This window comes from Ruminococcus difficilis (assembly GCF_016680995.1).
Genome location: NZ_JAEQMG010000123.1, coordinates 18,032 through 38,963, shown reverse-complemented (window position 1 = coordinate 38,963; position 20,932 = coordinate 18,032). Strand labels below are relative to the sequence as shown.

Genomic DNA, 20,932 nt, shown 5'->3' with positions numbered 1-20,932 from the left:
TCTTCCGATCAAATTTGTATCTCAACGGCTTTCGCTGTTCAAATCATTTTTCAGAGTTTTAATCTCTTATTCAGAACTTATCATTGCTGACACGTTCGTGAATTTACCGATGTATTTTAGTGTACATCTCACTGTAATTTCTTAGAGTATTTTACTCAAAGAACATTACGGGTTCTTCTTTCTTCGTTGTTCAATTTTCAAGGTCCTATTGTTCAGTTTGAACAACTTTGTGACATTCACTTTAGTGGTTTTTCACATTGTGTTTGTCGTTGTCCCCGACCGAACATTTGCTATTATACGCTCTTTATCCCGAAAAGTCAACCCTTTTTTCAAACTTTTTTTGATTTTTTTCAGATTTTTTTCGCGTTTGTGTTTTTTCGCCTTTTTTGGCATACCCTGCCACAAGATGTTGTTGCTCGCTTTTATGCTTTATCTGAATAAAGTTTTTCGCTTTTGCAGAATAGTATTATGACAATCGCACAATAACAAAAGGCAGCCGCTTGGCTGCCTCTGAAATTACTTGTGGAATTCTTTGAATTTTTCAATGATTTCTTCTCTGAGCTTGTAGTTGTCCGCGTCCGTCTTGCTCTCGTCGATGGTCTGGTCTTTATATACCATCAGATATTTGCCGTTGTCCGAGAGAAGCGCGTTGACCTCGGGCAGCTCGAGAATGGAAAACGTGCCGTTGTCCTTGACGCTCTTGAGAACCTCGTCCGCCGTGGCGTTCTTGGTGTCGCTGTACTCGTAGATCTCGATGTTCGCCTTCTTCATGGTCTGCTCGGTGAATCTTCTGCCCTTTGCCGCTCCGATCAGCGAAGCGTCCATCACGGTGAAGGTGACGTCCGCGTTTTCATCGACGGGGTTGATATAGCCGAAGGACGCGAGATAGTTGCAAAGTCCCTCAAAGTTGTTTTCATAATCCGAGGCATTCTGACTTGCCGCCTCGTCTCCCGTGGCGACGGCTGCCTTCTGTCCCGCACCAAAGCAGCCCGATGCGACTGCCGCAAACATGACCGCCGCAAGAATTGCCGCGCAAAGCTTTTTCATAATATCTTTCCTTTCAATAAAAATAGGTGATGTACAATAACATCACCTATTATATATGATAATGATTCAAAAATCAATCATTTTTTCAAACACACAATCTCTATATATGAAATCATCTTATTCGATGACATAAACATTGACGTCTCTGCGTCCCCAGCTCATGCACGCGTCATAGGAGAAGTAGAAGCAGTCGACGATCGCCGAACCGTCCATCAGCGCTCCGCCTGTATCGACCGCTGTCGCGTAGCCGTAGGTGCGGCTGCCGTCGGTGGATACGATGTAGAGCTTGGAGCCGTAGGGAATCAGGTTGGGATTGACCGCAACGCCGCCCTCATAAACGGCGGCGCCTGTGGACGTCGACGCGCCGGGAGCTGCGGTATATGCCGTGCCTGAACCGGTCAGCTTATATTTATAAGAAACCTCGACGCCGTTCTCGTCGGTGAAGGTGCCCGCGCCGCCTGTGGAGCCTGCGCCCTTGGTGCCGACGAGCGTTACCTCGTCAACGGGCTTTTTGATGACCTTCTCGGCGATGGTCTCGCTGCTGTCGCGTTCGCCGTCGATGTACTTGACCTTCTTGACGACTGCCTTCTCGCCGTCCTTGCCTTCGGTGCCGATCTTGGTTTCGCCAAGCTCCAGCTCGTCCGAGTTCTCCTTGACCTTGTCGTAGGGTACGGCTTCGGTTTCGGTTTCGTTTTTATATGTCACACGCTTGATCGTGATCGCGTCGACCTTGCTGATATCCTTGTCACGCTTCACGTCGAGGATGTCCTCCTTGCCGAGCTTGACGCCTCCCATGATCAGCGCTTCCTCAACGGTGCCGTAGGGCAGCAGGACGTCCTTTGTTTCGCCGTCCGCCGTGAGCTCGACCGTCTTTGCGTCCAGGATGCGGACGGTGATGTCCTTCGTGATTTTGGTATCCATCGGAGGATAGGTGACCTGCGTCTCGCCGAGGGTAAAGCCCGCAGCCTTGACAGCGTCCGCGACGGTGCCGTCCTTGACGACGACCTTGACGGACTCGTCGCCGTTTTTGACCTCTATCTCGTGTGCGCTGAGTACGTGGTACTCACCGCTTTCATAGAGATAATGAAATACGGAGGTATCCGCTGCTTCCGTGGCAGCTTCGGCGGTAACCTGCTCGGGAGCGGTCGCCGCGGCTGCTACCGCGAACACCGAGCCAAACGCGGTCAGTCCCGCTAAGGACAGCGCGCAAACAGACATGAATTTGTGAGTTTTCGCATTTCCGTTAGCCATAATAAACTCCTTTATATGTTACGAATTGAATCGTCATTTTATTTTTTGCAGGGTGTTGAAATCCTGCTTGCCTTTGTTGTGTGGCATTATAACGCGGTTCTTTGGTAATGTCAAATAAATTCAATATTAGAATTTTATGCAATATTCACAATGAATATGACTATTATTTCATTTTGGAATTATTCAAGGCTGTTTCCTGCGGTTTTCTCCTGCAAAATATTGGTCAAAGTGCAAGAATTTCAAATCATAACAAAAGTATGACAAAAACGGCCCGGAGCCGAAGCTCCGAGCCGTTAATAACCTTTATTTTGTTTATGCCCTGCCCGAAAGCCGCTTTTTGAATTGCGCGGGCGTGCAGTTGTATACCTTCTTGCACTGGGTGATGAACGCCTTTACGTTGGCGAAGCCGTTTTCCATCGCCGCGGTCGAAACGGTAGAGTTGTGATGGATCATATCGTTGATCGCGTTTTCAAGCCGCAGGTTCGCGAGATACTTGGAAAAGCTGACCTGCGTGACGTTCTTGAAATACTTGGAAAAGTAGGAGGGCGACAGATTCACGACCGAGGATATCTCATTGAGCGGAATCTCGCGCTTGTAGTTCTCGTTTATATATGCGATCGCGGTTTTCGCGTAGGAAAAATCGCGCTTGGTTGCTGACACCGTTCCTCCGCTTCTGCGGAAGCACATGCACTGACTGAGCAGCAGATAATAAATCCTGTTGATATGGGAGATCTGCAGCAGCGACACGTAGTCGCCGTCGCTGCCTGTCGCGGCGATTTCCTTCAGGATGTCCGCGATCTGTCTGTGCACTTCACTGTCTCCGTTGACGTCAAAAAATACGCTGTCGATGGATTTGCAGAACATGCGGATATATTCAAAAGAAAAGTTCACGCACAGCAGCCTGCAGCCTGTGCCCGATACGGGACGGACAAGATGTACGTCCTCGCTGTTGATCAGGATAAAATCTCCTTCCTCCACCATCTTTGATTCGCCGTTGCGGATACATTCGCTCGTGCCCTCAATCACATAGACCAGCTCCGGCTCTCTGTGCCACTGCAGCTCGGTCTTGCGCGTCTCCGAGGATAGATTGAGATACATAATCGTTGCGGGGATATTTTTATCATAATTCACAACATCGTATTGATAGTCCATTTGCCTTTATTACTCCTTGCCTTGATGTTAAGAAAAATAATATTGTTGGTATGTTTTTACCAAGGGATTACCGTACCCGTCAGCTCGGTGACGCTCGCGATATGATTGTCATTGAGAAATTGATTGATTCCCTCCGCGATTTTGACCGGCGCGTAGGGGTCGGAGAACAGAACGGTGCCGATCTGCAGAGCGGTCGCTCCCGCGATCATCATTTCCACCGCGTCCTCCCATGTGGTGATGCCTCCCATTCCGATGATGGGGATGCTGACGGCGTTGGACACCTGCCACACCATTCTCACCGCTACGGGAAATACCGCCGCGCCGCTGAGTCCGCCCGTGTTGTTGCGGATGATTGGACGGCGTGTTCTGATGTCTATTTTCATGCCCGTCAGGGTGTTGATCATGGATATCGCGTCAGCGCCGCCTGCCTCCGCCGCCTGCGCGATCGAGGCGATATCGGTGACGTTCGGGCTGAGCTTGACGATCAGAGGCTTGCGGCAGTGCGCGCGCACCTCTTTGGTGATCTGTCCCACCGACTCGCAGCTCGTGCCGAACTGCACGCCGCCGCTCTTGACGTTGGGACAGGAGATATTCAGCTCGATCATGTCGACGTCGGTCTCGCTGAGCTTCTCCGCCATCGCACAGTAATCCTCGACGGTGTTGCCCGCGATGTTCGCGATGACGACCGTGTTCTGCTGCTTCAGCCACGGCAGATCCTCCCGGATGAACACGTCCACGCCCGGATTCTGCAAGCCGACGGCGTTGAGAATGCCCGAGGGTGTTTCCGCGATACGCGGCGGCGGATTGCCGTCACGCCGTTTCAGGGTGATGCCCTTGCAGGAGATGCCGCCCAGCTTCGAGAGCGGATAGAACTCGCCGTACTCCCTGCCGAACCCGAAGGTTCCCGAGGCGGCGATCAGCGGATTCGCAAAGCTGACGCCCGCTACCTTTACCGATAAATCAGCCATGGAACACTACCTCCTCCGCGTTGAATACGGGACCGTTCTTGCAGACGTGCTGCATGATCTCCTCCCCGTTTTTGCGCACCTTGACCGCGCAGACCAGACATGCGCCGATGCCGCACGCCATTCGCTCCTCCAGTGAGATCTGACAGGGCTTTCCGAATTCCGCGCAGACGCGCGCGACTGCCTCCAGCATGGGCGTCGGTCCGCAGGCGCAGACCTCATCCACCTCCGCGATCCTCTCGCGGAGGACGTCGGTGACAAAGCCCTTCTTTCCGGCGCTGCCGTCGTCGGTCACAAGCACGGCCTCCGCTCCCGCCTGCGCGAAGTCCTCCTGTAATATCACAAGCTCCCTGCTGCGGAAGCCCGTGATTGCAAGCGGTTCCTTGCACTGCGCCGCGGTGTAAAGCATGGGCGGTACGCCGATACCGCCGCCGATCAGCGCGTACTTCTTCTCTTTATCCACACAAAAGCCGTTGCCGAGCGGTACGAGTACGTCCACCTGCTCTCCCTGCTTCATCTGTGACATGATCTTGGTGCCCTCGCCCTTGACCTGATAGACAAGGCGCAGCACGCCGTCGCGCGCGTCGCAGACGGATATCGGTCTGCGCAGGCTCTTTCCCGGTACATAGACGTGCGCGAACTGTCCGCACTGCACGGGTATCTCGTTTTCTCCGTAGGCAAGGCGCATATCATATATGCCCTTTGCGATCGCTTCGTTGGAAAGCAGCCGCAGCTGACGGATATCATATTTCATTGTATCATCCTTTCGGGGTGTATGCGGGAACCTCGGTTCCCTTATTTATATTCCAAAACAAACGCCGCGGCGTTGATTTCTTCATACGTGAAAAACTTGGAGTTGGTGCTCAGCTGATGGTCGCCATCATTCTTTTCATTCGCCTTCCTGATCCAGCTGTAGGCATAGCCGTTGATGATGTCGTCCACTACATCCTCATAGTCCGCGTCCTCATCGATGCAGAACGCAAAGGTCTCGGCATCGTCCGCAGCAGCCGCCGTCAGCGCCTTCTGCAGCTTGCCGCTGTCCTCCGCCGAGGATATCGTGATCAGGCTCTTGCGGAAAAAATTCTCCTTTTTCGCGGTGCACTCCGGGATAAAGGCGTTGTAATAATCCGCCTCCTCCCCGCTGCCGTACAGCGGACTGATTTTGTGGTCCTCGAGCAGCTTGTCGGTCGTGATATTGAAATAGAGGTGCTTCTCTATCTCGGTCAGGCAGTATTCGTCCGAATTGGGCTGGAAGTCGTTCCATGTCACGTCGACATAGTACCAGTCGTCGTCGAGCTGCACCGCGTTCCAGATATGGTTGCCCTCTCCGTCTGAGTTGGCGTTCTCCACGGTCCCGTTGACCGACACGCACGGTATCTCCAGCTCGCTGCATAGCAGCTGGAACGCGCGGGTATAGCCCTCGCAGACCGCCTTGCCGTCGACCAGCGCGCCGTAGGCGTTCTGCTCGTTGGAAATCACCTTGTCCTCCTCAGCCGCGTCCTCGTCATACTCGCAAATCTGCACCAGCATATCGTTGAGCCACAGCTCTTTTTCATATTTGCTTTTCTCCTTGGGCGCTTTCTCCAGAAGCGCGTCGACTCTCTCCTGCAGGAGGCGCTTCGCTTCCGTCAGCTCCTCTCCCTCGAACGAATAGAGAAGCCTGATTTCCGTGTAGGTATCGTGTCTGGTATACTCATAGCCGCCGCTGTCGTCAAGCCAGAATACCTCGGGATGGTCGCCCTTGTACAGGTCGATGATATCTCCCATTTTTGAGGGCGTGCCGTCGTTGTCGAGCATGAATATGGTGCTGCTGCCCCTCTGCGCAAGATAATCCACCGTGGCGTAGGCGTCGCGCTCCGCTTCGGTTTTCAACGCCTCATAGCCGCAGCCCGTCAGCGTCTTGCGGTGCTCCGCTACCTCGCTTGTCAGCGCGGGGTTGTCGGGCTTTACATCATCCAGAAAATTAGTCAGCGCTTCCAAAGGGTCGCAGCCGCATAATAACAGCGCCGCGACAAAAATGGAAATGAGTGAAATGATTTTCTTATTCATACGCTAAATTGAAGGTGATGACATTGATCTCCTTATAGACAATATATTTGCTGTCCGCGGAGATTTCGGGTTCATCATTGTTATACATGTTTGCTGCCTCGAGCCAGCGGTAACCGTAGCTCTCGGATATTGCCTGTGTGGTCTCGTCATAGTCCAGCGAGCTGTCGATGCGGACGTCCAGATACAGGGTGCGCTTCTTTGCCGCCTCTATCAGCGCGGCGATGACCTCCGAGTCGTCATCGAGGTCGGTGATGCACGGACAGCTCTTGTAGAAGTAGTTGTACTCCATGCCGGTGCATTCGGGTACAAAGGTGTTGAGATAGTCGTAGTCGTCGGGGCTTGCATCTCCGAAAAGCGGACTGATGGAATGCGTGCGCTCGATCTCCTCGGTGCTGAGGTTGAGGAACGCGTATTTCTGGATATGCACGTCGCCGTCGTTCCAGGTGACGTCCACATGGTACCAGTCGTCTCCCAGCCGGATGCAGTTCCACATATGTCCGTCGTCGCCGCTTTCATCGAGTCTGCTTTCAAACTCGGTCGCCGTGCCCTCGATGGTCACGCAGTCGATGCCCATACGGTGACACAAAAGCTGGAACGCCTTCGCGTAGCCGTCGCACACCGCTCTTCCCTGAATCAGGGAGCCGTATACCGTATGCCGCTGCGGTCCTTCCTTATCGTAGGAGCAGTGGTAGATGATCCACTCGTTGAGGTAAAGCTCTATCTCGTAATCGGTGGCGTTTTCGGGCGCGCCCTTGATGATGTCGCTAACGGCTTTCTCGACGTCCTCCTTCGCCTCCTCCAGCGCGTCGCCCTCGAAGGTGAAGCTCAGGGTGACCTCCAGACCGTGGCTATAGGTCGCGTACTCGTAGCGTGAGCCGGTATCGAGCCAGAACACCTCGGGGTGATCCTGCTCGTACGCCTCCACCACGTTGAGAAGCTCGTCGCCGTCGTTCAGCGCCAGCGTGAACCGCTCGCTGTAGTCGCGGTGTATATATTCATCCAGCACCTGATACGCCTTCTTCATCTTATCGTTCAGGCTGTTGTAGCCGTGACTGTCGGTTATGCTCTCCCTCTCGTCCGTATCCGTGGAAACGTCGCTCGTCGGCGCGACGGTCGGCTCCTCGCGGAACCGGTAATACCATCTTGGCGAACAGGCGGAACAGCCGACGAGTACGGCTATCAGCACGATCATGGACGCCGCCGCGACGGGCAGGCTGTATTGTTTAATCGGATTCACACACAATCACCTTTTATTGATACTCATAGTTATATTAATTTTATCCTATTTTTTCCATTCAGTCAATTATATTTTGAAATTTTTTATGCGCTTTGTGAATAATTTTAAGCCCGCGCATAAAAAATCGGCGCAGGGCTTTCCGCCTTGCGCCGATTGTCATTTTCTTTTTATTCCGGATCTTCTTCGTCCTCGTCCTCCAGCTGTGATTCATACACAGGCTCGGGGATGATCCTGATTCTGAGGATATATGTCAGGACGCACATGCCTGCAAACAGCAGCAAGCAAACGCATGAAACCGCCATTCCGGGCCAGAAGCCGTTGGGATAATAGGTCAGTGTGATCTCATGCTCGCCCGCGCTCAGCGGGAACGCAAGCAGCGAATTGCCGACGGGAGTGATATCCACCGTTTCGCCGTCCACCTTTGCCGTCCAGCCCTTTTCGTAGGGAATCGAGGTGTAGAACAGTCCGTCCTTCTTGGCGTTGATCGTGCCCTTGACGGAGCTGTCGGTGTGGCTCTCGGTCTTGAGTACGCTCTCGGACAGCTTCGCGTAGCCCTGCTCAAAGATTTCCTTATTGAGCATATTGACATAGACCCTCGCGTTGCCTGCCGAGCCCTGCTTGAGGTCGGCGTAGACAGAGATCTTGTCGCCCTTGTTGAAGTAGCCGATGCACGCGATATACGAGCGTCCCATGCCGTACTTGCTCGTCTGCGCCACGTCGTTCTGCATGATGGTCACGTCGTCGCCGTCGTGGATATCGGCGTACATCGCGTACAGTCCGCTTTCGGGCGCCTCATAGTTCCACTTGACATGCGGAGTGATGGTGGTGTCGATGCAGCTGAAATTATACAGACCGTAGTCCTGCTTGTTGACCATGAACTGCGCGGAGTCGGAATGTCCCTGCGACACGACCTCCAGACGGGAATAGACATTTGTCTTGATGCCCGTCGCCTGACTGAAAAAGGCGTTCTGCTGCTCGAACGGATCAAACTGATCCTCGTTGTCGTTCTCCACCCAGTTGAGCAGCTCCTTTTCGGTCATGAAGCCGATTGGCAGATAGTGGGTGTTTTCATAAAGCTTGACGCCGCCCGCGCTGCACACCTCGTTCATATCATAGGTGTTGTGCATATCGCCGTTGCGGTGGATCAGGTATTTCAAATCCATGAACATGTTGGTCACCGGCGTGCTTTCCGCGTAGGTGTAGCGGTTGCCGCTCTTCCAGCCCATCATGCCGAAGTTCTCAAAGAAGCGCGTCATGTTTTCGTTCGCCATGGAGTTGAACATCGAAAGACCGTGGTAGTGGTTGAGCGCGCCGTCGTTGAGCGTCTGCGTTGTGGTGACCTCGCTGCGGTACATTTCGGGATTGTCCGCCTCGCGGTTCTTCATATACGCAATCACCTGTTCGGTGTTTTCCTCACCGCGGGGATAATCCTGCGTGCCTGTTACGGTGGTGCGGCTGACGCCCGTGTAGGCGGTCACGCCGCTCTGCGCAAGGGTCACGACCATCAGCGCGATGATCATGACGTTCTTCGGTATCACCCGCTTGGTGTAGAGAATCACCACTGCCGCGATGAACGCGAGAATCGCCGCGGTCGCGATCAGGGTCGGCTTCATCCAGTCCATATGGTCGACGAACATGACGTCGGTGCCCTTGTCGTTGACCGCCATCACCAGCACAAATGTGCTCAGCAGCGTCGCGACGATCGCGCCGACCACGCTGATGTGATCGATCGTGGTGAACGCGCGGTACGCCATGATGATCAGCAGGAAGCTGATCAGGTAGCTGAAACGGTAGGAGATCATGTTGGTGAAGTGGAAGCCGTGCCAGATATAGTCGAGCTGACGGATAACGCAGCTCAGGAACATGAAGAGGATCAGCGACACGCTGACGATCTTCTCCCTCACCTTGATTTTCGGGCTTGTCAGGGAAAGGATGCCGAAGAAGAGCGCGAACGCCGAGCATGAGATATTCGGCAGCGCGTCCGCCGCCTTGTTCGCGGCGCAGGTGAAGTTCGCGAAGTTGCCCGTGATGCTCTTCAGCGCGCGCAGCACGCCGAGCAGGTCGTTGCTGCCGCCGATATTGATGGCAAAGGTGCTGGGGAAGGTACTTCCCGAGGCGTGGGTGTTCTGCAGTCCCATGAACGCGGGCAGCAGGAAAAAGGTTGTCATGCCGATCGCCGCAAAGGAGAAGGCGCCCGTCTTGATCAGGTTGATGAAGAAGTTCTTCACGCCGCTCCAATAGATGATGGAATACGCGATGAATATCATCAGCACCATGATACAGGTGAACAGTCCGATGTAGTAATTCATCAGCAGCGACAGCGCAAGGGTGACGGTGAACAGACGGAAGCGGTTCTCCGTCAGCAGCTTCACCGTGCCGAGCGCCACCAGCGGCGTGATGCACACCGTGTCGAGCCAGATGGTGTTCCAGTAGAAGCCCATCAGGTAGGCGCAGAAGGAGAAGCAGCACGAGAACATCAGCAGCGTGTAGTCGTTGCGCTTGTAGACGCTCTTGAGGAAGTACGCGGTGAACGCGCCCGAAAGCGCGATTTTCAGCGACACCGAGAACATCAGAAATTCCCGCAGCCATTCGGCAGGGATAAACACCGAGAGAAAATTGACGGGACTCGCGAGGTAGTAGGACATCAGCGCGAAGTAGTTCACGCCTCCTCCCACCGACCATGTCCAGAACAGCGACTCGCCGTTTTTGAGCTTGTCCTGGAAATCCGCGAGGAAGGGAAAATACTGGTGCCACAGGTCGGTGACAAGTATCTGCTTGTCGCCAAAGGGTGAAACGCTCATCAGACCGAAGGCGGTGACCATGAGCACAAACGGAACCAGAAAGGATATCCAGATATAGCGGTTCCTGATTGCGAACTCACGGAAGCGTCTGCCGCTCAGCAGAGGAGCGTCCGTTTTTTTCGTTGCGGACATAGTTGACCTCCATTTGATTTGTTGGATTCTCCGCTAAGGCAGAGAACCCTATATTAACCATTTTATTTTAGCACGTTTTTTCCGTAAGGTAAAGAACAATTCTGAAAAGTTTCTGAATTTTTTGAAAATAGTTGGACTTTTCTGTATCGGTTTGGTATAATGAATAATTGTGAGAGGTCTGTCATGCGCGGACGTCCACGGATTCTCCGAAAGGAAGATAACAACTATGAAATCAATTGATTTGATCGTACCGTGCTATAATGAGGAAGCAGGTCTGGAGCATTTCGTCGCGGAAACCAACAAGGTCATTGCCGCAATCCCCGATTACCGCTTCCGTTACATACTCGTCAACGACGGCAGCAAGGACAAGACCTATCTGATTATGAAGCGCCTTGCTGCGCAGTTCGACAATATCAAATATATCTCCTTCTCCCGCAACTTTGGCAAGGAGGCGGCGATGTACGCCGGACTGCAGCACGCCGACGCGGATTATGTCGTTGTGATGGACGCGGATCTGCAGCATCCGCCGGCGGTCTTTCCGCAGATGATCGAGGCGATGAACGAGGGCTACGACTGCTGCGCCACCAAGCGCGACGAACGCGAGGGTGAGAGCTTTTTCAGAGGCGCGTTCTCAAAGCTGTTCTTCCGCCTTTCCAACCGCCTGACCGACGTCAAAAATCCCTACGGCGCGATGGACTACCGCATGATGACGCGGCAGATGGTCAGCGTGATACTCGAGCTCAGCGAGGTGCAGCGTTTTTCCAAGGGTATCTTTTCATGGGTCGGCTTCCAAACCAAGTGGATCTCCTTCAAGACCGTCGACCGCGAGCTGGGTACCTCGACGTGGAAGTTCTCCTCCCTGTTCAAATACGCGATCGACGGCATCACCTGCTTCTCCGTCGCTCCCCTGCGCTTCACGGCGGTGATGGGCGCTATCATCTTTTTCCTCTCGCTGATCTACATTATTGCCACGCTGATTCAGACGCTCTTCTTCGGCATCCAGACCCCCGGCTATGTCACCACGCTCTGCGCGGTGCTCTTCCTCGGCGGACTGACCGAAATGTCCATCGGCATCCTCGGCGAATACATCGGCAAGATCTATATGGAAACAAAGGAACGCCCGATCTATATTACCAAGTTCTCCAACTTTGAGGACGAGAACAACGAAGAAAAATAAACGACCGATAAAAATAACGGAGACGTTTGCGTTTGCAAACGTCTCCTCTTTTTTTATCAGCTATTAATAATATCTGCCATTTCTCATCATGTCGCTGACATTCACGCCTGTGACAATCAGAATCACAATGACCGCAACCGTGATAAGGATGCTGATCAGAAGCAGTATCAGCTTGGCTCTCGCCCATGTCTGGAGCGAACGCTGTCTGCTGCCGCCGAATGCCCAGACAATCAGCAGAATGATGTTGACGATGGGAATGAGCATCAGGAAGTTGATGCCGATCCAGCCGCCTGTCGATACATGCTCCTCGCGGTGATAGCCCTCCGCGGGCTGCGCGTAATTCTGATATTGATTCGCCGCCTGACGTACCGGCGCACCGCATCTTTTGCAGGTTCTGTCACCCGCGTTCATCTGCGCGCCGCAATTCTGACAAAACATATTCTTCTCCCCTTATCTGATGACGTCCTTGCCGCCCATATACGGTCTGAGCGCTTCGGGTATGCGGATGCTGCCGTCCTCGTTGAGGTTGTTCTCGAGGAACGCGATCAGCATTCTCGGAGGTGCGACAACGGTGTTGTTGAGGGTGTGCGCGAAGTACTTGCCGCCCTTGCCCGATACGCGGATCTTCAGGCGTCTCGCCTGCGCGTCGCCGAGGTTGGAGCAGGAGCCGACCTCGAAATACTTCTTCTGACGGGGTGACCATGCCTCTACGTCGAGGGAACGCACCTTCAGATCGGCGAGGTCTCCCGAGCAGCACTCGAGCGTTCTGACGGGGATATCCATGGAACGGAACAGATCGACGGTGTTCTGCCACAGCTTGTCAAACCACATTTCGCTGTCCTCGGGCTTGCAGACGACGATCATCTCCTGCTTCTCGAACTGGTGGATGCGGTAGACGCCTCTCTCCTCGATGCCGTGAGCGCCCTTCTCCTTGCGGAAGCAGGGTGAATAGCTGGTGAGCGTCTGCGGAAGGGTTTCTTCCTTATTGATGGTGTCGATGAACTTGCCGATCATGGAGTGCTCGCTGGTGCCGATCAGGTAGAGATCCTCTCCCTCGATCTTGTACATCATCGAATCCATTTCCGCGAAGCTCATGACGCCCGTGACAACGTTGGAGCGGATCATGAACGGCGGCACGCAGTAGGTGAAGCCTCTGTCGATCATGAAGTCTCTCGCGTAGGAGATCACCGCGCTGTGCAGTCTTGCGATGTCGCCCATCAGATAATAGAAGCCGTTGCCTGCTACCTTTCTCGCGGAGTCGAGGTCGATGCCGCCGAGCTTCTCCATGATATCGGTGTGGTAGGGCACCTCGAAGTCGGGCACAAACGGCTCGCCGAAACGCTCGATTTCCACGTTCTGGGTGTCGTCCCTGCCGATCGGTACGGTGGGCGCGATCATCTGCGGAATCTGCATCATGATGTTCGTCACCTTCGCGCTCAGCTCGGCTTCCTTTTCCTCGAGCGCCGCGAGCTGCTCCGCCTGTCTGGTGACCTCCTCCTTGAGCGCCATCGCCTCTTCCTTCTTCTTCTGCGCCATCAGCATTCCGATCTGCTTGGAGATCTTGTTTCTGTTGGAGCGCAGGTCATCCGCCTGCTGCTTTGCCGCACGGCTCTCCGCGTCAAGCGCGATGACCTCGTCTACCAAAGCGAGCTTGTGGTCCTGGAACTTCTTCTTGATGTTCTCCTTGACCGCGTCGGGATTTTCACGTAAAAATTTGATATCAATCATTGTTCTGCTCCTTATGTAAAAGATTTGATAACTCTGTCAGTTCCTCGTCGGAATAGAATTCGATTTGCAGGACGCCGCCCTCTTTGTTCTTGCTCTTGGTGACGGTGACCTTTCTTCCCATGCTCTCGTTGAGCGCAAGCTCTACCATCTTATAGAAGGTCGGCTGCTTCTCGGGCTGCTTCTCGGGTTTTATTTTGACGGGCTTCTTGCAAAGCGCTTCCGTCTGACGGACGGACAAGTCCTTTTTGATGATCTCGTCCGCGACCGCGAGCATCTCCTCCTCGCTGCCGAGGGTGAGCAGTGCTCTTGCGTGTCCTGCCGAGATTTTGTCCTCCCGCAGCAGCTCACGCACGCTCTCGGGTAGTTTTAAAAGTCTCAGGGCGTTTGCTATCGCAGGTCGGGATTTTCCCATCGACTGCGCGATCTCCTCCTGCGTGAAGCCGTGCTCGCGCATCAGGACGTTATAGCCCTCCGCTTCTTCAAGCGGCGTCAAGTCCTCACGCTGCAGGTTCTCGATCAGAGCAAGCTCCATCGTCTCGGATTCCGTCAGCTCGCGGATGATGACCGGAACCTCGTTCAGTCCCGCCATGCGGCAGGCGCGGTAGCGTCTTTCGCCCGCGACGATCTCATAGCCGCCGAGCGGCAGCGGTCTGACCAGCAGCGGCTGCAGCAGTCCGTGCGACGAGATGCTCTCGGCAAGCTCGCCGAGCGACTGCTCGTCAAAGTCCTTTCGCGGCTGGGAACGGTTCGGCTCGATTTCCGAGATTTTCAGGGTGACGGCTCCGTCGCCCTTCTCGCTGTCGTTTTCAATAAAGATGGCGTTCAGACCTTTGCCCAAGCCGCCGAGTTTTTTTGCCATCAGCGTTTCTCCTTTGCGATAATTTCCCTGGCAAGCTCCATATAGGCGATGCTTCCCTTGCAGTTCTTGTCGTAATAGATAACGGGCATTCCGAAGCTCGGCGCTTCGGACAATCTCACGCCGCGCGATACGACCGTGCCGAATACCTTGCCCGGGAAGAACTTCTTGACCTCCTCCACGACCTGCTGGGTGAGGTTCAGTCTGCCGTCGTACATCGTCAGCAAAACGCCCTCCAGCTCGATCGAGCCGTTATACTGACGCTTGATGCGGCGCACGGTGCTCATCAGCTGGGACAGTCCCTCGAGCGCGTAGTACTCGCACTGGATCGGGACGATGAACGTGTCCGCAAGCGTGAGCGCGTTGGCGGTGATCAGTCCGAGCGACGGCGGACAGTCCACGATGATGTAATCATAATATTGCTTGATGGGCAGGATCGCCTTTTTCAGCAACGCCTCTCTGTGCGGTCTTTCGGCGATCTCCAGCTCCGCCGCCGCGAGGTTCAGGCTCGAGGGCAGAATATGCAGATTCTGATACGGCGTTGTGAGCACACACTCCTCCGCCTTGGTGCCGTCCACGATGATGTTGTAGGTCGAAGCCTTGACCTTGCTCTTGTCGATCGCGACGCCGCTCGTGGCGTTGCCCTGCGGGTCCGCGTCCACAAGCAGCACCTTTTTTCCCTGTGCTCCCAGACTCGCCGCGAGATTCACGGCTGTGGTCGTCTTGCCGACGCCGCCCTTCTGATTTGATATAGCGATAATCTTAGCCAAAGGGTCAGTCCACTTCCTTTTTCTTAGATTTGAAACAACGATATCATTATACCACACGTTCCCTCTTTTTTGAAGTATCTAAACCCAATATTTTTAAATTGTTTCACGTGAAACTTTTTTTGCTTCGCGTACTAAAAGTCGGATTAGATGGAAACTGCACGTTTTCGCGACAATGATTCATCAGACTCTGACGAATCCCATTTCTTGCGGATAGGTTTTTGTGTGATTTCATTTTTTTCCCGACAGACGTTGTATTAGTATGGAGTTTGGAGTTTGAAGTTTGGAGTTATTGATTCACCGCCAAACCTTTCCTTGTGAAACAGGTATTACATAATACGTATCCTTAACAAATGAGATTGGTTGGAGTCTGATGAACGTCTTTCGCGTAAACGTGCAGCTGCCAATTTTTCAAACCCATAGTCCGCGAATTGACAGCGGGTTCTCACCCGTAAATGGGATTCGATCGATTCTGATGAACATTTGTCGCGTAAACGAGCAACCTCCATCTTATCCAACTCTTAGTCCGCGATTTAAAATACGCAAAGAGGCGTACAATTGCTTGTACGCCTCCTCGCAAGGGGTTAGATAAGGAAATGGGTATGAGTGGAACGGGTGCATTGCACCCTGGTGGAAAGTAAAGTCATACACGCAGGGTTGACGGAAATCAGAGAAAGGATAATTAAAGGGTGTATATGGATTATATCTGCCCTGCGTGTATATTCAAAATCGTTGCTCTGCAACAGGTTCATGCACTTTTATCAGGCGAGTACAGCGTCGACTTGGGAATCCTGATTGTGTATTCGATAAAATCCTCTGTGTCTGTTTTGTTGGATTGCGCGTTGATTCCCGATAGCCGCATCGTGTCGATCGCCCTGTTAATCGTGTTGAGAAAAATTCGTATGTCTTTTATCACCGCTTTACTGTTCCCCTTGACCCGCGAGGGCTTCGGGGTGGAATTGAGATAGATGCCGACAAGGCGTTCGCTCTGTTTGACGTTGAGGTTCTCCGTGATGATACGCGAGAGCACCTCGCGCCTGACGGTTTCGTTCTCTATCCGGATCAGCGCTCTTGCGTGACGCTCGCTCAGCCCTGCCTTTTCCATCCACTCCTGCTCCTCCTCGCTCAAACGCAGAAGGCGGAGCTTGTTGGCGATGGTGGACTGCGTCTTGCCGAGCTTGATCGCCGCCTGCTCCTGCGTCAGTCCGTAACGGCGTATCAGCTTTGCAATCCCGCGTGCCTCCTCGAAGATTCCGAGGTCGGCACGCTGCAGATTTTCAAGGAGAGCATAAACGGCAGATTCTCTGTCGGAGCACTTCACTACGATGCAGGGTACCTTGCGCAGTCCTGCCATTACCGCGGCACGGAGTCTGCGTTCACCTGCAACCAGCTCGTATTCGGTAGAGGAAACCTTGCGCACCGTCAGCGGCTGGAGAATACCGTTCTCCGAAATGGAACGGGAAAGAGCCGAAAGCTCGTCCTCCGAAAAGACCTTCCGCGGCTGCGCTTTGTTCGGGCGGATTTTGATAATTGGTATGTCCGCAATCGTGTTCTCACTTCTGACCAATAAATTCAAACCGCTCACCCCTATCAGCATCAGGGCTTGTCCCTGTGCTATTATAATACCATAACGGGTGAGCGGATTTTGTCGCATCGTGCGCGATTATTTTCAATTGTTCTGTAGCTTTCCGTCGAAAACCATCACAAGGGCTTCGCCTTGATTTTTCCGTTCGGTCTGGGATATCGGTCGGGCGTCGGCCGCACCTTTTCTATTTCTATCAACGTGCGTGAACCGCCGTCCATCGGGAGTTCAAAATTCTGTACCGACTTCACCTTGCCGCCGAGAATACCGATCGCATTCTTTGCGTTTTGCAGCTCTCCCTCGGCGCTGCCCTTGAACGCGATGAACCATCCCGATAATCTGACATAGGGCAGACAATATTCGGACAGCACGTTGAGCTGTGCCACCGCGCGTGATACCGCGAGGTCATAGCTTTCGCGGAGATTCATATTCTGACCGCCCTCCTCTGCCCTGCTGTGAATCAGGTTCGCGTCGAGGTTCAGCTCCTGCAGGACGGCGTCCAGAAAGGTGAGCCGCTTTTGCAGGCTGTCGAGCAGAGTCAGCTCGATATCGGGACGGGCGATTTTGAGAACCAGTCCCGGAAATCCTGCGCCTGTTCCGACGTCGATCACGCGGGCGTTCTGCGGAATATCATAATAGTTGAACAGCGTCAGGCTGTCCGCGAAGTGCTTGACCGCAATGCCCTCGTCGTCCGTGATAGCGGTGAGGTTCATCTTTTCGTTCCACTCGGCGAGCAGAGCGTGATAGCGTTCGAGCTGAGAGAGCTGCTTCTCGCTGAGCTGTAAGTTAAAATCCTTTGTCGCCGCTATGAGCGTTTCACGCATTGTCATGGTTCTGCTCCTTCTTCGTCGCCATCCATATCAGCAGTACGCTGATATCCGCGGGAGATACACCCGAGATGCGCGACGCCTGTCCGATGTTGAGCGGCTGAATCTTATTCAGCTTTTCCTGCGCCTCCAGCCGTAAACCGACGATTGTTTTATAATCAAAGTTTTTCGGCAGCAGTTTGTTCTCGAGCCGTCTGACCTGCTCCACCTGCTTGAGCTGCTTCTGAATATAGCCCTCGTATTTGATTTCTATTTCAACCTGCTCCATCACGTTCGCACTCAGCGCAGGTCGTTCGGTATCGATCGATGCAAGCGCGTCATAGCCGAGCTGCGGACGCTTCATCAGTTCAATCAATCTCACGCCTGTGGTGATTTCAGATGTTTCACGTGAAACAAGTATCGCGTTGACCTCGTCGGTCGGAGAAATCACCGTCGTTTTCAGACGCTTGATCTCCGCTTTTTTCTGCTCCTGTTTATCCAAGAATTTTTTCCAGCGGTTCTCGGAAATCAATCCGAGGGAATAACCGATGGGCGTCAGCCGCTCGTCGGCGTTATCCTGACGGAGCACCAAGCGGTACTCGCTGCGGGAGGTCATCATGCGGTACGGCTCATTCGCTCCCTTTGTCACGAGGTCGTCGACCAGCGTGCCGATATAGGAGCTGTCGCGCGTGAGGACAAAGGGTTCTTTGCCGAGCACTTTATGCGCGGCGTTCACGCCTGCGACAAAGCCCTGCGCCGCCGCTTCCTCATAGCCCGAGCTGCCGTTGAACTGTCCTGCGCCGAAGAGGTTAGGGAAGTCCTTGAATTCCAGCGTCGGCAGCATCGCGGTCGGGTCGACGCAGTCGTATTCAATCGCGTAAGCGGGACGCATCATCACGCAGTGCTCCAAGCCCTTGATGGTGTGGTAGAATTTCAGCTGCACCTCCTCGGGAAGTGAGCTGCTCATGCCCTGTAAATACATCTCCTCGGTGTTCTCGCCGCACGGCTCGATAAAGAGCTGATGGCGCGGCTTATCCTTGAAGCGCATGATCTTGTCCTCAAAGCTCGGACAGTAGCGCGGTCCTACGCCCTCGATTTTACCTGCATACAACGGTGAGCGGTGGATGTTCTCGAGGATGATTTGTTTTGTTTGATCGTTCGTCCAGCTGATGTGGCAGTCGATTTTGTTTTCGCCGAGGGATTCGGTTTCGTAGGAAAACGGCTGCGGCGGCTCGTCGCCCTTCTGCACCTCCAGCTCGGTGAAGTCGATCGAACGGCGGAGCACACGCGCGGGCGTTCCTGTTTTGAAGCGGCGAAGCGGCAAGCCGAGATCTTTCAGACTCTGTCCCAGCTTCGTCGCGGGAAAGATGCCGTCGGGTCCGCTTTCGTAGCTGACCTCGCCGACAAAAATCCTGCCGCCGAGATAGGTTCCCGTCGCGATGACGACCGTCTTACAATGATAGACCGCAAGCATCTGCGTCGTGAGGTCGTAGCCGTCTTCCGTCCTTTTGATGTCGATGATCTCCGCCTGACGCAGCTCGAGGTTCTCCTGCAATTCCAGCTTGTGCTTCATCGTTTCCGCGTACTTGCGCCTGTCGATCTGCGCGCGGAGTGAATGTACCGCGGGTCCCTTGCCGCGGTTGAGCATACGCGACTGCAAAAAGCATTCGTCCGCGGTCTTGCCCATCTCGCCGCCGAGGGCGTCCAGCTCGCGCACAAGATGTCCCTTTGCGGTTCCTCCGATGGACGGGTTGCACGGACAGTTGCCCACCGCGTCCATGTTGATTGTAAAGACGGCGGTGTGACAGCCCAGCCTTCCCGCCGCAAGCGCCGCCTCGATTCCCGCGTGTCCCGCGCCGATGACGGCGACATCGTATTCACCTGCAAAATATGTCATAGTATCAAATCCATTTTCAATTTATTTGCCGACGCAGAAGTTGTGGAACACGCGGTCGATGACCTCGTCTCCCGTTTTCTCGCCTGTCATTTCGAGCAGCTCGGAGATCGCGTCCTCCAGCGATACCGTCACCGCGTCGTAGGTCATGCCCATTTCAAGCGCCGCCTTCGCCTCCCTGACGGACGCGAGCGCGTTTCTCACATTCGCGCGCTGCCTTTCGTTGGATAGAATTCCCTCGCTGGGATTCAAACGGTCGGTTCCCGCGATTTTCTCCACCGCTTCAACGATGGCTTCTCTTCCCTCACCTCTCGCGGCGGAAATTGTGATAATGTTCTTGACCTTGCTTTCAATCACGGTAATGTCTAGCTGATTTTCCAAGTCTGTCTTGTTGATGATGGCGATGGTCGGAACCTGTGCCGCTGTTTCCAGCAGCTGCATATCGTCGTCGTCCAGCTCGCGGCTGTTATCAAATACAGCGAGAAGCAGTCCGCACTGCTCAAGTCGTTTCTTCGCGCGGTCAACGCCGATTTTTTCGACCTTGTCGTCCGTGTCGCGCAAGCCTGCCGTGTCGCTCAGTCTTAATAAAACATTGCCGACGAGAACCGTATCCTCGACCACGTCGCGTGTGGTGCCCGGGATATCGGTGACGATGCTCTTTTCATAGCCTGAGAGAAGATTCATCAGCGTGCTCTTGCCGACATTCGGTCTTCCCGCGATGACGGTGTCGATTCCCTGCTTGACCGCCTGTCCAATGTCGTAGGTGTCGAGAAGATGGGACAGCGCCGCGATCGCTTTGTCGCAGGAATCGAAAATCATCTCGTCCGTCACCTCGGCGATATCCTCCTCGGGATAATCCGCCCACGCGGACAGGTGCGCCGCGATGGACAGGAGATCGTCCTTGACGCTGTTGATTTTGCGGCGGAGCGCTCCGTCCTTGACAGACAATGCGGAACGTGCGGCACTGCGGCTCTTGGCGCTGATGATGTCCATGACCGCTTCCGCTTCGGTTAGGTCGAGCTTTCCGTTGAGAAACGCGCGCTTTGTGAACTCTCCCGCTTCCGCAGGCTTTGCGCCTGCTTCGAGAACAGCGCGAAGAACCTGACGCGAGATATAGATACCGCCGTGACAGGACAGCTCTACCACGTTCTCTCCCGTATAGCTGTGAGGAGCGCGGAACACCAGAGCTACCGCTTCGTCGAGCTTTTCGTTTTCATATTGTATGCTGCCGTAGGCGGCCGTGTAGCCCTTCATATCAGCGAGCTTTTTTCCGTTGATGTTTTTGAATACGGCGTCGGCAATCTCGATTGCCCTTTCACCCGATATGCGGATAACGCCGATGCCGCCTTCACCCTGCGCGGTGCTGATGGCGGCGATAGTTGTATTTTGATCGTTCATAGTCTTTTTTATTAGTGTGGAGTTTGGAGTTATTTTGCCAAACCTTTCATTATGGAATAAGGATCATATAATACCTATCCTCATGCAATG

17 protein-coding genes are annotated in these 20,932 nt (G+C 53.9%); 1 reads left to right on the top strand and 16 read right to left on the bottom strand.

The window, feature by feature from the left end:
- Positions 1 to 516: 516 nt before the first annotated feature.
- The 8 genes from JKK62_RS11835 to JKK62_RS11800 all read right to left on the bottom strand — a co-directional run bounded on the left by JKK62_RS11835 (position 517) and on the right by JKK62_RS11800 (position 10,634).
- Positions 517 to 1,047, bottom strand: a complete 531-nt coding sequence (locus JKK62_RS11835; protein ID WP_201428055.1) for a hypothetical protein — start codon at positions 1,045 to 1,047, stop codon at positions 517 to 519.
- A gap of 117 nt (positions 1,048 to 1,164) precedes the next feature.
- Positions 1,165 to 2,298, bottom strand: coding sequence for a resuscitation-promoting factor (locus JKK62_RS11830; RefSeq protein WP_092966392.1), 1,134 nt, complete (start codon positions 2,296 to 2,298; stop codon positions 1,165 to 1,167).
- Between the two features lie 312 nt (positions 2,299 to 2,610).
- Positions 2,611 to 3,450, bottom strand: coding sequence for a helix-turn-helix domain-containing protein (locus JKK62_RS11825; RefSeq protein WP_201428054.1), 840 nt, complete (start codon positions 3,448 to 3,450; stop codon positions 2,611 to 2,613).
- Between the two features lie 56 nt (positions 3,451 to 3,506).
- On the bottom strand, positions 3,507 to 4,418 hold the full coding sequence (locus tag JKK62_RS11820) for a dihydroorotate dehydrogenase (protein ID WP_092966396.1): 912 nt from the start codon (positions 4,416 to 4,418) through the stop codon (positions 3,507 to 3,509).
- Entirely contained in the window at positions 4,411 to 5,169 is a 759-nt protein-coding gene (locus JKK62_RS11815) for a dihydroorotate dehydrogenase electron transfer subunit (RefSeq protein WP_201428052.1), read from the bottom strand. Before JKK62_RS11815 ends, JKK62_RS11820 begins: the two co-directional genes overlap by 8 nt.
- A gap of 41 nt (positions 5,170 to 5,210) precedes the next feature.
- Complete coding sequence (locus tag JKK62_RS11810; RefSeq protein WP_201428050.1) at positions 5,211 to 6,464, bottom strand: transglutaminase domain-containing protein; 1,254 nt, start codon at positions 6,462 to 6,464, stop codon at positions 5,211 to 5,213.
- The gene (locus tag JKK62_RS11805; protein WP_201428049.1) at positions 6,457 to 7,701 is read right to left on the bottom strand and encodes a transglutaminase domain-containing protein; all 1,245 of its coding nucleotides are present in this window, start codon (positions 7,699 to 7,701) and stop codon (positions 6,457 to 6,459) included. The genes JKK62_RS11810 and JKK62_RS11805 overlap by 8 nt, the downstream gene beginning before the upstream one ends.
- A gap of 167 nt (positions 7,702 to 7,868) precedes the next feature.
- Entirely contained in the window at positions 7,869 to 10,634 is a 2,766-nt protein-coding gene (locus tag JKK62_RS11800; protein ID WP_201428048.1) for a YfhO family protein, read from the bottom strand.
- Positions 10,635 to 10,860: 226 nt separating this feature from the next.
- Between JKK62_RS11800 and JKK62_RS11795 the strand changes: the two genes are divergently transcribed.
- Positions 10,861 to 11,811 (top strand): glycosyltransferase family 2 protein, encoded by a 951-nt coding sequence (locus JKK62_RS11795; protein ID WP_201428047.1) that lies wholly within the window; start codon positions 10,861 to 10,863, stop codon positions 11,809 to 11,811.
- Positions 11,812 to 11,874: 63 nt separating this feature from the next.
- On the opposite strand, the gene JKK62_RS11790 is transcribed toward JKK62_RS11795, so the two are convergent.
- The 8 genes from JKK62_RS11790 to mnmE all read right to left on the bottom strand — a co-directional run bounded on the left by JKK62_RS11790 (position 11,875) and on the right by mnmE (position 20,842).
- On the bottom strand, positions 11,875 to 12,249 hold the full coding sequence (locus JKK62_RS11790; protein ID WP_201428046.1) for a zinc-ribbon domain-containing protein: 375 nt from the start codon (positions 12,247 to 12,249) through the stop codon (positions 11,875 to 11,877).
- A 12-nt stretch (positions 12,250 to 12,261) separates the two neighbouring features.
- Positions 12,262 to 13,539 (bottom strand): serine--tRNA ligase, encoded by a 1,278-nt coding sequence (gene serS, locus JKK62_RS11785; RefSeq protein WP_092966410.1) that lies wholly within the window; start codon positions 13,537 to 13,539, stop codon positions 12,262 to 12,264.
- The gene (locus JKK62_RS11780; RefSeq protein ID WP_092966412.1) at positions 13,532 to 14,398 is read right to left on the bottom strand and encodes a ParB/RepB/Spo0J family partition protein; all 867 of its coding nucleotides are present in this window, start codon (positions 14,396 to 14,398) and stop codon (positions 13,532 to 13,534) included. Before JKK62_RS11780 ends, serS begins: the two co-directional genes overlap by 8 nt.
- Complete coding sequence (locus JKK62_RS11775; RefSeq protein WP_201428045.1) at positions 14,398 to 15,165, bottom strand: ParA family protein; 768 nt, start codon at positions 15,163 to 15,165, stop codon at positions 14,398 to 14,400. The genes JKK62_RS11780 and JKK62_RS11775 overlap by 1 nt, the downstream gene beginning before the upstream one ends.
- Before the next feature lie 745 nt (positions 15,166 to 15,910).
- The gene (locus JKK62_RS11770; RefSeq protein ID WP_316626034.1) at positions 15,911 to 16,747 is read right to left on the bottom strand and encodes a ParB/RepB/Spo0J family partition protein; all 837 of its coding nucleotides are present in this window, start codon (positions 16,745 to 16,747) and stop codon (positions 15,911 to 15,913) included.
- Between the two features lie 116 nt (positions 16,748 to 16,863).
- On the bottom strand, positions 16,864 to 17,574 hold the full coding sequence (rsmG, locus tag JKK62_RS11765) for a 16S rRNA (guanine(527)-N(7))-methyltransferase RsmG (RefSeq protein ID WP_201428044.1): 711 nt from the start codon (positions 17,572 to 17,574) through the stop codon (positions 16,864 to 16,866).
- Positions 17,561 to 19,447: a tRNA uridine-5-carboxymethylaminomethyl(34) synthesis enzyme MnmG gene (gene mnmG, locus JKK62_RS11760; protein ID WP_201428043.1), complete on the bottom strand. Its 1,887-nt coding sequence runs from the start codon at positions 19,445 to 19,447 to the stop codon at positions 17,561 to 17,563. Before mnmG ends, rsmG begins: the two co-directional genes overlap by 14 nt.
- A 21-nt stretch (positions 19,448 to 19,468) precedes the next feature.
- Positions 19,469 to 20,842 carry a tRNA uridine-5-carboxymethylaminomethyl(34) synthesis GTPase MnmE gene (mnmE, locus tag JKK62_RS11755; RefSeq protein ID WP_201428042.1) on the bottom strand — a complete coding sequence of 458 codons (1,374 nt, stop codon included), beginning with the start codon at positions 20,840 to 20,842 and terminating at the stop codon, positions 19,469 to 19,471.
- Between the last annotated feature and the right edge of the window lie 90 nt (positions 20,843 to 20,932).